10 protein-coding genes are annotated in these 15,182 nt (G+C 51.5%); 5 read left to right on the top strand and 5 right to left on the bottom strand.

Going from position 1 to position 15,182, the window contains the following annotated elements; all coding sequences use genetic code 11:
* Positions 1–42 precede the first annotated feature (42 nt).
* A complete protein-coding gene (locus ACLB09_RS17700; RefSeq protein WP_410771181.1) occupies positions 43–1,533 on the top strand; it encodes a glutamate synthase subunit beta in 1,491 nt (496 codons plus the stop codon).
* 91 nt (positions 1,534–1,624) lie between these two features.
* Here ACLB09_RS17700 and ACLB09_RS17695 read toward each other — a convergent pair whose 3' ends face one another.
* Both ACLB09_RS17695 and ACLB09_RS17690 read right to left on the bottom strand, forming a co-directional pair.
* Positions 1,625–2,437 (bottom strand): hypothetical protein, encoded by an 813-nt coding sequence (locus tag ACLB09_RS17695; protein WP_410771180.1) that lies wholly within the window; start codon positions 2,435–2,437, stop codon positions 1,625–1,627.
* Positions 2,438–2,639: 202 nt separating this feature from the next.
* A complete protein-coding gene (locus tag ACLB09_RS17690; protein WP_410771179.1) occupies positions 2,640–2,795 on the bottom strand; it encodes a hypothetical protein in 156 nt (51 codons plus the stop codon).
* Between the two features lie 200 nt (positions 2,796–2,995).
* On the opposite strand from ACLB09_RS17690, the gene ACLB09_RS17685 reads away from it, so the two are divergent.
* Together ACLB09_RS17685 and ACLB09_RS17680 are read left to right on the top strand one after the other, a co-directional pair.
* Positions 2,996–3,802 carry a formate/nitrite transporter family protein gene (locus ACLB09_RS17685; RefSeq protein ID WP_410771178.1) on the top strand — a complete coding sequence of 269 codons (807 nt, stop codon included), beginning with the start codon at positions 2,996–2,998 and terminating at the stop codon, positions 3,800–3,802.
* A 260-nt stretch (positions 3,803–4,062) separates the two neighbouring features.
* Positions 4,063–7,623: an EAL domain-containing protein gene (locus ACLB09_RS17680; protein WP_410771177.1), complete on the top strand. Its 3,561-nt coding sequence runs from the start codon at positions 4,063–4,065 to the stop codon at positions 7,621–7,623.
* 601 nt (positions 7,624–8,224) lie between these two features.
* On the opposite strand, the gene ACLB09_RS17675 is transcribed toward ACLB09_RS17680, so the two are convergent.
* Positions 8,225–9,397 (bottom strand): ROK family protein, encoded by a 1,173-nt coding sequence (locus ACLB09_RS17675; protein WP_410771176.1) that lies wholly within the window; start codon positions 9,395–9,397, stop codon positions 8,225–8,227.
* Positions 9,398–9,693: 296 nt separating this feature from the next.
* On the opposite strand from ACLB09_RS17675, the gene xylA reads away from it, so the two are divergent.
* Positions 9,694–11,010, top strand: a complete 1,317-nt coding sequence (gene xylA, locus ACLB09_RS17670) for a xylose isomerase (protein ID WP_410771175.1) — start codon at positions 9,694–9,696, stop codon at positions 11,008–11,010.
* 144 nt (positions 11,011–11,154) lie between these two features.
* Positions 11,155–12,651 carry a xylulokinase gene (gene xylB / locus ACLB09_RS17665; RefSeq protein WP_410771174.1) on the top strand — a complete coding sequence of 499 codons (1,497 nt, stop codon included), beginning with the start codon at positions 11,155–11,157 and terminating at the stop codon, positions 12,649–12,651.
* A 534-nt stretch (positions 12,652–13,185) separates the two neighbouring features.
* Here xylB and ACLB09_RS17660 read toward each other — a convergent pair.
* Both ACLB09_RS17660 and ACLB09_RS17655 read right to left on the bottom strand, forming a co-directional pair.
* Positions 13,186–13,881: an ABC transporter ATP-binding protein gene (locus ACLB09_RS17660; protein ID WP_410771403.1), complete on the bottom strand. Its 696-nt coding sequence runs from the start codon at positions 13,879–13,881 to the stop codon at positions 13,186–13,188.
* A 32-nt stretch (positions 13,882–13,913) separates the two neighbouring features.
* Positions 13,914–15,065 carry an ABC transporter permease gene (locus tag ACLB09_RS17655; RefSeq protein ID WP_410771173.1) on the bottom strand — a complete coding sequence of 384 codons (1,152 nt, stop codon included), beginning with the start codon at positions 15,063–15,065 and terminating at the stop codon, positions 13,914–13,916.
* Positions 15,066–15,182 lie beyond the last annotated feature (117 nt).

Raw genomic sequence — 15,182 nt, 5'->3', positions numbered from 1 at the left:
CTCGGATGGAATTGGGCGGCGTACGGGAACAGGGGGATGGAGATGGGAAAAGCAACCGGATTTTTGGAATATCAGAGGGAAGTGCCGGGCGAAATTCAGCCGTTGGGACGGATATCTTCCTGGGAGGAATTTTCGGTTCCGCTGGAAGAAGAGAAGCTGAGGGTTCAGGGCGCCCGGTGCATGGATTGCGGGACTCCATTTTGCCATGCCGGACGACTGATCTCGGGAATGGCATCCGGTTGCCCGGTGCACAATCTGATTCCCGAATGGAACGACCTGGTGTATCGCGGAAGCTGGAAGGAAGCCTTGAAACGGCTGCAGAAAATAAACAATTTTCCGGAGTTCACCGGCCGCGTTTGTCCTGCCCCATGCGAAGGAGCGTGTACGGTAGGCAAGAACGGTTCTCCCGTAACGATCAAGAGCATCGAGAAGGCGATCATCGATAGAGGCTTTGCCGAAGGCTGGATTCAGCCGGAAATTCCGGAGACGCGGACCGGAAAAAGAGTGGCCGTCGTCGGTTCCGGTCCGGCCGGACTGGCGTGTGCGGATCAGCTGAATCAAGCGGGACATACGGTGACGGTTTATGAACGTGCGGACCGGATCGGCGGCCTGCTCATGTACGGCATTCCGAACATGAAGCTTGATAAAGCTACAGTACAACGCCGCGTAGACCTTCTTGTAGCCGAAGGCATCGATTTTGTGACCGGCTGCGAAGTAGGGAAAGACCTTACCACGGATCAATTGCTGGAGTCTTACGATGCGGTTGTGTTATGCGGCGGTTCTACGCGGATGCGGGACCTGAACGTGGAAGGAAGAGAGCTGGAAGGGATCTATCAAGCGATGGACTTTCTGACGCAAAATACGCGGAGTCTGTTGGATTCCGGCCTGGAAGACGGCCGGTATATTTCCGCCAAAGGCAAGGATATCGTCGTGATCGGCGGAGGAGACACCGGGACGGACTGCGTGGCTACGGCGATCCGTCATGGTTGCCGCAGCGTTACGCAACTGGAAATCATGCCGCAGCCGCCTTTGACCCGACAGCCGGCAAATCCTTGGCCGGAATGGCCGAAGGTGCTGAAGACGGATTACGGCCAGCAGGAGGCGATCCGGGTGTTCGGCAGCGATCCCCGCAGGTATTTGACCTCGACGAAGCGCTTTGTCGGCGACGAACGGGGAGCCGTTTCCGGGGTGCAAATTTCGGAGATTGAATGGAAGACCTCGGACCAAGGCGGGATGATTCCGTCATTCATCCCGGGAACCGAACAAGTACTACCGGCGGACATGGTCTTGCTGGCGCTCGGGTTTACCGGACCGGAAGAGGGCTTGTTGTCGCAATTGGGCATTCAGCAAGATGCGCGCTCCAACGTGAAAACCGAGGAAGGAAGCTACAGCACTAACGTTGAGGGGATATTTGCCGCCGGAGACATGCGCCGCGGACAGAGTCTGGTCGTTTGGGCGATCCAAGAAGGCCGTCAGGCAGCCAAAGAGGTCAATCGTTACCTTCTTAAAGAAACCGTGAGTTCCGCGATTTAATCCCTTGAAGAAATAATAAGTTGCAAAAGAAGAAAGAAAGGCTGTACTGGATTGATCCGGTGCAGCCTTTTTGAATGGGCATCAGCAACCGTTAACGCAGTTTGTCCTCCGCTTTCTTGATGGATGCCGAAATTTTCAGTTCCAGATTGTAGATGTTTTGCTTGTTCTTCAGCACTTGGGAAGAGAGGGTATGCAGCCGGGCGAGCGTGTCGGACGTACGGTCGGCATCACTCTTTTTCACAGCTGCCTTAAAATTGCTCCATTCCGTGGAAATCAGTTTGTTCGTGGACGCCATAGCGCTCTTCTCCGCCTTGATTTTGCTCTTATGGACATCGCTTTCGCCGAGAATCTTCCGGATTTCCTCCGACTTACGGCTCTTTTCCTTCTTGGCCGCCTGGAGTGCGGATTCTTTGTTACGGATATCGTGCCTGGCCAGCGTGCTGGCGGCTTTAAGACCGTCGGCCTGACTTTGGAGCAGCTTGTACAACGTCTTGTCTTTTAGCTTTTTAGCGGCGGAAGCCTGTTTGCTGATTGAGGAATAGGAGTCGAACAGCGGTTGATACTTGGTTTTAACGGATTTCACTTGATCATCAAGCTTGCGGATGGTATCTCCGTCGATGTCCTTGATTTTTTTGCGGGCGGCGGTAAGCCGGGCTTCATTGTCATAATGAAGCGCAGAGGTTTTGCTCGTCAGGGAACTTTGCTCATCTTGTAGCTTGGAAAAGTCGGCGTACTGTTTGATGATTTTGGTTCGCAATGCGCCTCCGGCGGCATCGGCGGTCTTGTTCAATTGGGTTCCAAGGGAATCGGTAAATTCAATGGTTGCGGCCATAACCGTCCGCCCTCCCTGGAGCGATGTAAGCCATACGGCCACGGCAAGCACCATCAGGATATGTTTCTTCATTTTTGTACACTCCTCCTTGATTCTGATTAAAAGTATCCGGATTGCTCCGGGGACTTCCGGACGACAAAAAGCACCCGCAAGAAAGGCACGGTCTGTGCCTTTGCTTACGGGTGCTTCCATCGCAAGTGTATTACATCCTATTTTTGTAAAATATACATGATAACCCCTGCGCTTGTCAATCCATCCTAAGGGAGAAGGGAGATTAATTTAGTCTCCCGGGTTGCAAATCAACTTGCAGGTATTCCAGCTTGCGGATAATCTCTTTTTGCCATTTGAGATCTCCCAAGCTGGACGCAAGGTTCAACAGATCCAAGTAATCGTCGATTTGCAGCGAAGATTTGCGGGTAGATACTTTCATGGGCTTCAAACTCCTTATTATGTGAAATTCCGAATCCTAGTCGGACAAATCAATAATGATAATCATTATCATATGCTAATTATCATTATGCACAAATTAGAGCAAAAAGTAAATATCAACCTTCACTCCTGAAAAAGGATTTGGCTTGACAATGTCTCGGATATATGGAAAATGAGGAGAAATAATACAAGGGAGGCACTATGGAAACTGAATCGCTGCTAAAAGTGGAAGAGTTGGCGCTGAAAAAATACAAAATTTTTAAACAAAGCCAGCTCCGTTACATCGCAAGAGCCATGCTTGCCAGCATGTTCATCGGATTCGGGGTAATTGTAGCCTTCAAGACAGGAAACTTCTTCTACTTGGAGCATTCACCGTTGACCTATCCGATGGCGGCCGTAACATTCGGCGCGGCTATCATCCTGATCGCTTACGGCGGCGGAGATCTGTTTACCGGAAATACCTTTTATTACACGTACGCCGCACTGCGAAAGAAGCTGAAGTGGCTTCAGGTCGTGAAATTGTGGGTGCTCAGTTATCTCGGCAACATTCTCGGGGCCTGTGCTTTTGCGCTGCTTATCTATCTGACGGGACTATTCACGGATTCTTCCGTAAATAGCTTTCTGCTGAATGTCGTGGAACATAAGATGAGTACGTCGACGATCGAATTGTTTTTCCGGGCGATTCTGTGTAACTGGCTGGTTTGTCTGGCCTTCTTTGTACCGATGTCGCTCCAGGGCGACGGAGCTAAAATGTTTGCCATGATGCTGTTCGTTTTTTGTTTTTTCATTTCGGGATACGAGCACAGTATCGCCAACATGTGTACTTTCGCGATCGCTCTGGTGCTTAATCACCCGGGGACGATTTCCTTCGGCGGAGTGGTACATAATCTGGTCCCGGTTACTTTGGGTAATCTGGTGGGCGGCGTTCTATTGATGGGTTATATGTACTATTTTGTTAATAAACCGTTTCTGGATGCGGAGAACACCCCCGATTCGACAAAAAAATAAAGTTGAGCAAGACCTGACGCTGCTTATAGGCAGTGGCAGGTCTTTGTTTTTTTCAATGATAAGTTTCGCAGGTTAGGTAAAAAATCCTATTTCAACTTCCAGAAATATGTTAAAATTAAACGGAAAAGGATGAATATCCTGGAAAAATGGACTCAAAGTCACTGCTTCAAGTACAATGACTCCCGCTCCTTGTTCCTGTTCTCTCACTTTTCTCTTCTAGTGGCCGGGTGTAAGACCATACTATCAAAGGGTGCATGATGATGAAGCGAAACCTCTGGATGCTCATTTTTGCCGTCCTGCTTGTAACTGTAACGTCCTTCCCTAATTCCGTCCTTGGAGCCGGAGGCGTGCGTTATAACGTAGCCTATTACACCGAGCTTGACTATCCTCCCTACAAGTTCAATCAACACGGGTATCCTTCCGGGTTCGATCTTGAACTGACCCGAATGGTGTTTGAAGATGACCGGTATTCAATCTATTTTACTTTTGATACTTGGGATGCCTCCTATGATCGGCTTAAGAAAGAAGAGATCGATACCGTCGGGCTGATGGCGGTGATGGATAGCCGGAAGGACGATCTGCTTTATTCCAAACCCGTAATGCGTACATATGCTGGCGTTTATGCCAGGGAATATTTTGACGATGAAGTAACGGTCGAAACCTTGTCGAACTATACCGTCGGGGTTGCGGCCGGACAATACACGGAACAACAGCTCAAGGAAAAGGTGGGTTTGGACAGTTACAGCACTTTTCCGACGGTAGAAGAAGGGCTTAAAGCGTTAAGAGAGGGATCGATCGATCTTCTGTTCGAAAACCAGCAAGTCGTCAATTATTTGATGGTCAAAGAAGGCCTCAACGAAGAAATCCGCCAGGTCATGCATGATTTATATCCCGTGGACATTGCCTATGGCGTAAGCAAAGGCTCGCCCGATCTGGTTAATTACATCAATCAAAGAATCGATGATCTGCGAGGGGAAGAGAATTATGAAGAGTTGTACGAAAAATATTTCTTCAAACATTCCGATTTTTACGGGGAGCGGATCCGCAACCGATACATATTAGCCGGCTGTGTGCTTGTGTTGCTCATTGCCTTAAGTTATGTGCTGCTTAAGCTGTATATCAACCGGCTCCGGAGAACGATTTACGGGGAGAAAGAATTTTCCAAAGATGTCCTGGATCATACGAACCTGTTTATATGGGCGGTTCAAGGGGACAAGACGATTCTCCGCTTCAATAAATATGCCGAATGGCTAACCGGGATTAAGGAAGCTGACGCTGTCGGCATGAGATACGATAATCTGCCCGTTCTGAAGGAGCGTTACTGCGAATTGTTCGCCCTTTTGGACGATGCATTAACCATGAAATTCGCGGATGACCGGGAAATGACGCTGGAATGCGCGGACGGAAGCCCGCCTAAAGTATTTTTGTTCCGCTCGGCGACGATCCGGGGCTTATCGGGAGACCCGGACGTGTTTATCGTGGCGGGAGTGGATATCCAGGAACGCAAAACGTATGAGAACAAGCTGCAAAGCAGCTATCAGGAGCTGGAGGCTACCTATGAAGAACTGGCGGCGACCCAAGAGGAGTTGGAGCTGCAGTTCGACGAATTGATCAAAAAAGAGGACAAGCTGCGGATCAGCGAAGAGCGGTTCAGATTAGCGACGTTGGGATCGGGCGCGGTCATTTGGGATACGGTACCCGATTCTGACTATTATTTCGTATCCGACCGGATGTTTGAGCTGCTCGGGTACGACAGGATCGAGGTACCGCATAGCATCGAGGGCTGGAAAATGCTCGTCCACCCGGACGATCTCGTCGATGCCATGGAGCGGCGCCAGGACTATTTGAACGGAAAGACGCCGGTATATGAATGCGAGTACCGCATGCGCAAAAAGGACGACTCTTATATTTGGATCGAGGCCCGTGGCAGACTCCGGAAAAACAGCGAGGGCCAGATCGTCCGGTTTGCCGGGTCCCTGATCGATATTACGGACCGCAAGGAGTCGGAGCTTCGCCTGCAGCAGAGCTATCAGGATTTGGAGGCGGTATGCGAGGAGCTGACGGCGGCCCAAGAGGAACTGCGCATCAATTATGAACAGCTGCTGGAGAATCAAGAGATGCTCCGTCGGAATGAGGAGCGCTACCGCCTTGTTACGGAAGCCTCCAATGGAGGCATTTGGGAAATCGACCTGGTGCGGAAAAGGTATTACTATTCCCAAAGATGGTTCGAGCTATTGGGATACAGTTATGAAGATCATGTGACCAGCGAAATGATTACGGACATTATTCATCCGGACGATATGGACAATTATGAGCGCGAAATGGAAGCGGCTATTGATAATCGCAAGTCCCTGTTTGAATGCGAATATCGGCTCCGTACGAAAAACGGGGAGTACCGCTGGTTCCAGGCCCGCGGGAAAATCGTGTTTAATGAGACGGGAGAAGCCTGCCGGTTTACGGGATCGATTACAGATATCCATGAATTGAAATTGTCTCAACAACGTCTTCAACATCTGGCTTATTACGATGCCCTAAGCGATTTGCCGAACCGCTTGTACTTGCTGGAGGAGCTGGAAGCGGTGTTCTCCCGTCCCGACGGGAAAGCGGCCTTATTTTTCGTAGATACGGATAACTTTAAATATATTAATGACACGCTTGGACACAAATTCGGCGACCGTCTGCTGATGGATGTCAGCGCCCGTCTCTCCGGGATCATAGGAGAGGAAGGGACCCTGTTCCGCCTCGGCGGGGATGAGTTCGTCATCCTTATGAAGGACATGGAGCGGAAAGAGCAGGCGGTTGAACTTGCTGATCGGTTGCTTGAAGGATTCTACACACCGTTTCATATCCATGACAGCGACCTTTATGTCTCGGTCAGCATCGGTATTTCCTATTATCCGCAAGACGGCCAAAGCGCGGAGGAAATATTGAAGAATGCGGACGTAGCCATGTATGCGGCCAAAGAAGCAGGCAAAGGGAAATACATGGTCTTTGATCCTTCGTTTCTGCAGGCGTTCAATGAGCGGGTACAACTGGAGAAATATTTGCGGCAAGGCCTGCAAAATGACGAGTTTCTGCTCCATTATCAGCCGCAGCTCAGCTTGAAAACGGGCCGGATTAACGGCTTTGAATCGTTGATCCGTTGGAACAGTCCGGAGTTAGGGTTTGTTTCGCCGCTCACGTTTATCAAGGTTGCGGAAGATAGCAGACTGATCGTTTCCATTGGCGAATGGGTTATTTTACAGTCATGTATGTTCGCCAAACGGCTGCAGGATGAGGGACACGGAACCTATAAAATCGCCGTCAATATTTCGGTCATTCAGCTGCTTCAGGATAATTTCGTCGATAAGGTCATGGCGGCGCTTGAAATGACCGGTCTTGAGCCGCAATATCTGGAGCTGGAAATTACGGAATCGACCATCGTGGAGTCGTTTGACCGGCTTATACAAAACTTGTTTTTCTTAAGATCCAAGGGAATACAGATTGCGCTCGACGATTTCGGCACGGGGTATTCATCGCTCGGTTATCTTAAGCAATTGCCGATCACGACACTGAAGATCGATAAAACGTTTATCGAGCAGGTGCCAAAAGACGATGACAATCGTTCGCTTGCCCGGGCGATCGTACTGATCGGCAGGAAGATGGGACTTCAGGTGGTGGCGGAAGGCGTTGAAACGGAGGAGCAAATGCTGCATGTCAAACGGGCTAAGTGCGACGTGATTCAAGGATATTACATCAGCAAACCGCTTCCGGAAGAGGAAGCGATCAGGTTACTCCGCAGCAATCCCGTCTATGACATCAGCGGGAAAGCTCACGTCTGAATCCGGAATGAAGGAATAAAAGAGCAGGAAATCCTTGGGATCGCCTCAGATTGTCGATAAATCCCTGTCAGGATTATCCGCCGTTCCTGGACGCGATCCAGGTGGATGGACATCGACCTCATGTTCGCACGCATATGGCTGCGGTTATTTATGCTTGTCCATAGCATTGCGCAGTCACCGTAACCGGCAATTTTGCTATGCCGGGAACACAAATAACGCCCATTTGGGGCCTTATTTCCCCAAATAGGCAAGGTATTAGGAAAATAGCGTCCTCCTGGGACGTTATTTTAATACAAACCGGCTGAAAGAGCTCCAAATGGTCATTTCCTCTGAAATAAGGGCCCGAAAGTTCGCTGTTTCTTGCTAAGTATCCAAAAACGCGGAATAACGTACTAAATAGGCGCTATTCTAGCGGAGCAGATGAAAGTAGAGAGCACCTGCGAATCGGCAAATGCTCGCCTTGTTTGTGCTGTCCGTTTACCGAACTCCAGCCAGGCCCTTTCACGTCAACCTGACCTGCTTTATTTATAGACATCGTTGAAAACAATGTAATCGTCGGCATACTGGCCGAAATGGATTGGCGCGTAGTTGTTGGGGATACTTAGACGCTTACATCCGGGTCGGTCAGGAAAGCCGTAATCGGCATGGAAGCCGCACCTAGCGCCGTTGAGCGGATGCCGAGTTTGGCGAAATCGACATGCGTTTTTTTTCGGTGATAGGACAAGCTACGGCTCTTGATCGTGCGCAGCATGGCCTCTTCGAACAGCTCGCCGGCCAGCGACAAACGGTTGCCGATGACGATGAGTTCCGGGTTGAGGATATTAACCAGATTGGCCAGGCCTACGCCGAGTTGGGAGCCGATTTCATTAAGCAGATTAACGGCTTCTTGATCGCCTTGTTTGGCGGCCTTCAGGACATCCTCCAGATCGGGGGCGTCGTCTCCCGGCCAGATGGCGGCCGCCCGGTCCAGCATGGCCTTTTCCGAAGCTAGCGTCTCCCAGCATCCCCGGTTACCGCAGCGGCAAAGCGGCCCGTTCTCGGCAACGGTCATATGGCCGACCTCGCCGGAGAAATTAGAAGTGCCGCGGTACAGTGCTCCTCCAACGATAATTCCGGAACCGATCCCTACCCCGATGCTTAAGTAGATCAGATTAAGCGAATCCTTTCCGACACCGTAAAGCTTCTCGCCAATGGCTCCGGCATTCGCCTCGTTATCTATATGAATGTTGCCGCCAAACTCTTCAGCGAGCGCTCCGGCCAGATCGACGTGTTCCCAGCCCAGATTGGGAGCGGAAACGACGCTGCTTTTTTCATCGACGAGTCCGGGAACTCCGATGCCGATCCCAACGATTCCGTAGGGTGATTCCGGCAGCTTGCGGCTGAGCTGGGAGATGGTTTTGCGGATTTGGTCCATAACCGCCTCCGGTGAAAAATCACTCAAAGGAACGTTTTTCTCACGGATGACGTTACCCTCTAAATCGACCAGCACGGCTAGCAGGTCACTGACCCGAATGTCTACGCCGATGGCGAAGCCTGCATGTTTATTAAAAAGAAGCAGAGTCGGTTTTCGTCCGCCGCTCGATTCGCCCGGACCGATTTCGGTGACGAGATTGCTGTCGATCAGTTCGGATACGAGCGAGGAGACCGTCGCTTTGTTCAGTCCAATGCCGGCTGCGATATCCGCACGGGACAAGGGCTGGCGCTGACGGATCGTGTCCAGCACGATGCTCTTGTTCATTTTTTTTATCAACTGCTGGTCGCCGGTAATTTTCATCATAATCCTCCGTATAGACTTGCTCATATCTGCCATCATAACATAAAAACAAAATGGTAACTGAATAACTTAGTTAGTTTACTAGACAAACTAAGTATAACGTGATACGATCTAGTTGAAAAGGGCATGCGATGAATTCGATAGGGCATGCTACCTTTGGAACCAAGTTCAAAAAATGCGATTTTCACCACCTAGATTACGTTCCAGACTGAAAATTGATTTATTGAACCATCTTTTTAAGGGAGCCCATGAAAGGGCTTACTAAAAAATTAAAATCATGCAGGGAGGACTCAAAAGTGAGTTATTTCAAGAACATTAGCAAGATTTCGTATGAAGGCACAGGCTCCACCAACCCTCTGGCATTTAAACATTATAACGAAAATGAAGTCGTACTCGGAAAATCGATGAAAGAACACCTTCGGTTTGCTGTAGCTTACTGGCATACATTTACAATGAACGGTACCGATCCTTTCGGTCAAGCCAACATGATCCGTCCTTGGGAAACCGTATCCGGCCTGGATCTGGCTAAAGAACGCGTTGAAGTTAACTTTGAATTCCTCGAAAAACTCGGCGCTCCTTATTACTGCTTCCATGACGTTGACGTAGCTCCTGAAGGCGCAACTTTGAAAGAATCCAACGCGAATCTTGATGTGATCGTCGCCAAACTGAAAGAAGGCATGAAATCTACAGGCGTTAAACTGCTCTGGAATACGGCCAACATGTTCTCGAACCCGCGTTATGTCCATGGTGCAGCAACGACTTCGAATGCCGACGTATTCGCCTATGCAGCTGCTCAAGTCAAAAAAGGCTTGGAAACTGCGGTTGAACTGGGATCCGAGAACTACGTATTCTGGGGCGGCCGCGAAGGTTACGAGTCCCTGTTGAACACCGATATGGGCCTTGAGCTTGACAACCTGGCAAGATTCTTCCAAATGGCTGTGGACTATGCCAAAGAAATCGGCTACACCGGCCAATTCCTGATCGAGCCAAAACCAAAAGAGCCAACAAAACACCAATATGATTTCGACGCAGCTACTACGATCGCGTTCTTGCAAAAATACGGCTTGGATAAGCACTTCAAGCTTAACCTGGAAGCTAACCATGCTACTTTGGCAGGCCACACATTCGAACATGAACTGCGCGTTGCCCGTATCAACAACATGCTCGGTTCGATCGACGCTAACCAAGGCGACATGCTGCTCGGCTGGGATACCGACGAATTCCCGACTGATCTGTATTCCGTTACACTTGCTATGTACGAAATTCTCGAAAACGGCGGCATCGGCTCTGGCGGCGTAAACTTCGACGCGAAAGTAAGACGTACTTCTTTCGAGCCTGAAGATTTGTTCTATGCTCACATCGCAGGTATGGATACCTTTGCGAAAGGCCTGAAAGTGGCTGCCAAAATGAAAGAAGAAAAATTCATCGACGGATTGCTTGAAGAGCGCTATTCCAGCTTCAAATCCGGTATCGGCGCCGACATCGTGTCCGGTAAAGCCAACTTCAAATCGTTGGAAGCTTATGCTCTTGAGCACAGCGACATCCGTAACAAATCGAACCACCTCGAACTGGTGAAAGCCCGTTTGAACGAATATATCTTCGGAACAAAATAAGCAGTCGGAATGAATGAATACCGGTGCGATTGATCTTTGATTGAAACAGCAAAAAGGGACGCCTGCCGTCCCTTTTTGTGGTATTTGGCCTGCCTGGTTGGTTGCGGCTTGGATGACTAGTTGGATGAAGGGAGAGCGTCACGGATGAAATATGTTATAGGGATTGACCTTGGCACAAGCTCGGTAAAAACGGTGCTGGTGAACAAGGAGGGAGAAATCAAAGGGGAAGCAACGGCTGCTTACCCGCTGATTCAGGAGCGTCCGGGCTATAGCGAACAAAATCCGGAGGAATGGGTAGACGGAACGATCGTCTGCCTGAAGCAATTGCTCCAGGAAAACGGAGTTTCGGGCGACGATATCGAAGGCGTGTCCTTCTCGGGACAAATGCACGGCATGGTCCTGATGGATGAGCAGAACAATGTGCTGCGCAACGCGATTCTGTGGAATGATACGCGCACGACGAAGGAGTGCCGGGAAATCGAGCAGAAGCTCGGCGGCAAGCTGCTCGACGTTACGCGCAATGCGGCTCTGGAAGGATTTACGTTGCCGAAAATCCTGTGGGTGCAAAAGCATGAGCCCGAGCTGTTCGCCAAGGCGGCACGGTTCGTGCTGCCGAAGGATTACCTTCGCTACCGGATGACCGGGCGCGTAGAGATGGAAATCTCCGATGCCGCAGGCACGCTGCTGCTGAACGTTCCGGAAGGGGCCTGGAGCGAGGAGATCGCTCAGGCGTTCGGCCTTCCGGAAGGGTTCTGCCCGCCGCTGGTCGGCAGCACGGAGCAAACCGGCACGCTGCTGCCGGAATTCGCGCAGCAGAGCGGGCTCTCGCCGGACACCCGTGTGTTCGGCGGCGGCGCGGACAATGCCTGCGGCGCGGTAGGCGCCGGCATTGTCCGCAAGGGCGATGCGCTGTGCAGCATCGGCACGTCCGGCGTTGTCCTCACGTACGAAGAGGACAAGAACAAGGACTTCGCCGGCAAGGTGCACTTCTTCAACCATGCACATCCGGGCGCTTTTTACGCCATGGGCGTGACCCTGGCGGCAGGCTATTCGCTGAGCTGGTTCAAGGACTCGCTGGCGCCGGAGCTTAGCTTCAATGAACTGCTGGAGCCTGTCGGCTCGCTGCCTCCAGGCGCGGACGGCCTCTTGTTCACGCCGTATCTGGTCGGCGAACGTACGCCGCATGCGGACAGCGTGATCCGCGGTAGCTTCATCGGCCTCTCCGGCACGCACCGCCGCGAGCACCTCGCCCGCGCGGTGATGGAAGGCATCACTTTCTCGCTAGCCGAGTCCGTGGCCTTGTTCCGCGAGGCCAGCATCACCGTCGAACGCGTCATTTCCATCGGCGGCGGCGCCAAGAATCCAGTCTGGCTGCAAATGCAAGCCGACATCTTCGGCACGCCGGTCGTGTCGCTGAAGAACGAGCAAGGCCCGGCCATGGGCTCGGCCATGATGGCCGCCGTCGGCTGCGGCTGGTTCGGCAGCTTGAAAGAGTGCGCCGACAAGTTTATCGGCTACGGCAAAACGTACGAGCCGATCCCGGCCAACGTGGAAACTTACGGCCGCTTGTTCAAGCTGTATCAGCAAGTTTACTCCGCAACCCGCTCGCTGAACGAGGGGCTTCAGGAATTCCGCGGCTAACGCGGTTAGCAGGAAAAGTAGCTGAATAACAACATGCAAAAAGCGCGTGATTCCTTTTATGGTGAAGGGATCACGCGCTTTTGACGTTGAAGACGCTAAACTGGGCGCTCTGCTGGACAATTAGCTGTATTTCCTCCAGTTAATTTCCCCCAACTCGGTCATTCTGGGCAATTAGCTGTATTTTCTACAGTTAATTTCCGCTTTCTCCGCCGTTTTCACATCATGAGCTCAAATTAGCTGTAGGATTTCCAGTTAATCTGCTCAAACGGGGTTTGCCAAAGGAATTAACTGTAGGTTTTCCAGTTAATCTTCGACGCACGGCCTGCTGATTGCGCCATGGCGCCCAGCCTCAAGGAGAACAAATTAGTTACTTAACTAACTGGATTCCAAACCGCGTGCATCGTGCAAACTTTATGGAAACTTCACCCCATTGTAGTAGGATTACCGAGGCTGACACACGAATGCGCAAAGAGGAGGTTAAGAGTAACCTGTTAAGAGTAAAAGGCTATGAGGTGCCGAAAAGCGCAGGATGCGTTAGGCCTCCGACAGCTTGCCGTCCTCGATGTAGACGATGCGGTCGCACAGGTCGAGCATGCGCTGGTCATGGGTGACCATGACGGCCGCCTTGCCGCGGTGCTTGACCTCGTCGGCGAGCATTTGCACGACATCGCGGCCGCGCTCGGAATCGAGGCTGGCGGTCGGCTCGTCGGCGAGGATGATCTCGGGATCGTTCATCCAAGCCCGAGCGATGGCCGCGCGCTGCCGCTCTCCGCCGGACAGGCTTTCCGGGTAGTTGCGAAGCCGATGATCGAGACCGAGGCGCTCAAGCAAGGCGTCGGCTTTCTTTTTGGACTCGGCCTTCGGCTTGCCGGCCAGTTCCCCGATCAGCAACAGCTGGTCCCTGACGGTTAAGTAGGGGATCAGGTTGGCGGATTGAAAAATGAATCCGATCTTCGCAAGCCGCACGTCATTCAGCTCCGGCCCGGACAGCCGGCTGATATCTCTGCCGCCGATCAGAATCTTGCCGCTGGATGGGGATAGTAAGGCACCGGCGACGGAGAGGAAGGTGCTTTTTCCGGCTCCGGAGGGGCCTACGACGGCCACGAATTCCCCGGCTTTTACCTCCAGAGAAACTTGGTCAAGTACCTTGACCGAAGCAGCACCGTCCCCGTACACTTTGCTGACCTTGTCGAGCAGCAGCAGCGTGTCCTTTTTAGGAGTAGATCCCATATTTACGTCCTGTTCTTTTAACATGGTATTCATTATGCAGCCCTCCCTATAGCTTCCATCGCATCTACTTTGGCTACCCGCAAAAGGGATAGCAACGAGCCGATCACCGCCACCGCCAAAAACAGCAGCGAGCTTCCGCCAACCAGCTTGAGGTTCAATTCAAACGGCATGCTGTCCGGCAGTATGAACGATACTCCGTAAGTCAATGCAATCCCGATGGCGAGACTGAAGATGGATAGGGAGAGGACCTGGAAAAGCAGACTGCGTGCCAGGAACCCTGTTTTGGCGCCAATCGCTTTCAGCACGCCGAACTGGTTCATTTTCTGAATCGTGATCACGTAGAAGAATACGGCCAAAACGAATGCGGCAATAATAAACAGAAATGCAATCATCATCAGCAAAGAGCCTTGTTCTTCCTTATAGCCCGGTATTCCTTTGAGGGCTTCGGCCTTGGTGACCACTTCGATGCCGTCCACTTGATCGCCGATGGACTTGGCTGCGGAACCGGCTGCTTTTAAGGCAATAGCGTTAAAAGCAACACCTGCACTATCCGCATCTCCATCCACGGCTCCCTCTGCAACGGTCGGACGCGAATCTGCCGTAATCGTCTTCCATCCGGTGAAATTCATATGAAGGACAGGGGCGTGGCTGAACGATTGGCCATCGGTAAAACCGACAATCTTAAATGAGCGGTCGGAGATTTGATCTTCGATCACGTCGCCGAGCTTCAGTCCATGTTCATCTTTAAAAGAAGAATCCGCCACGACCTCATCGGCTGCGGTATCTCCGATCATCCGGCCTTCCGTTATTTCGGGCGCGAGCATGCCGTCCGCTTCGATCGCGAAGAAGGTGGCGTCGATTTTTTTCGGCGAGCCGGCTTGGGTCACCGAAGACATCTGAACGCCGAGCGGCGCGGCTTCCAATCCGCCGGATTTCTCGGCTGCACGGCCTACCTGGGTCAGCATGTCTTCCGTTATCACCGACCGGTTCAATCGGTGGTCGCTGTTCTGATCCACCACCAGGTAATCCGCGTTCATATTTTGAATCGAAGAGGCGTTATCGGAAGACAGTCCCTTGGCCAGGCCGGAAACAAAGAGGACCAGCCAGGCGATCAGCACCATGATCAACGAAATCAGCATATAACGCGTTTTGGAATGCTTTAATTCACGTAAGGCGAGAAACATCCCTATTCAGCTCCTATCCGGTTATCTATTTATGAGCGATTCCTCGCTGCAAAAATAACTATAGACAGGGTGTGTGAACTGAATATGAACGGAACCTTAGCAGGGCGGACAATGTCC

The organism is Fontibacillus forbon (assembly GCF_046559655.1).
In the GTDB taxonomy this organism is placed as follows: Bacteria; Bacillota; Bacilli; order Paenibacillales; family Paenibacillaceae; genus Fontibacillus.
The sequence above is the reverse complement of the archived record's forward strand: the minus strand, read 5'-3'. Positions and strand labels throughout refer to the sequence as shown.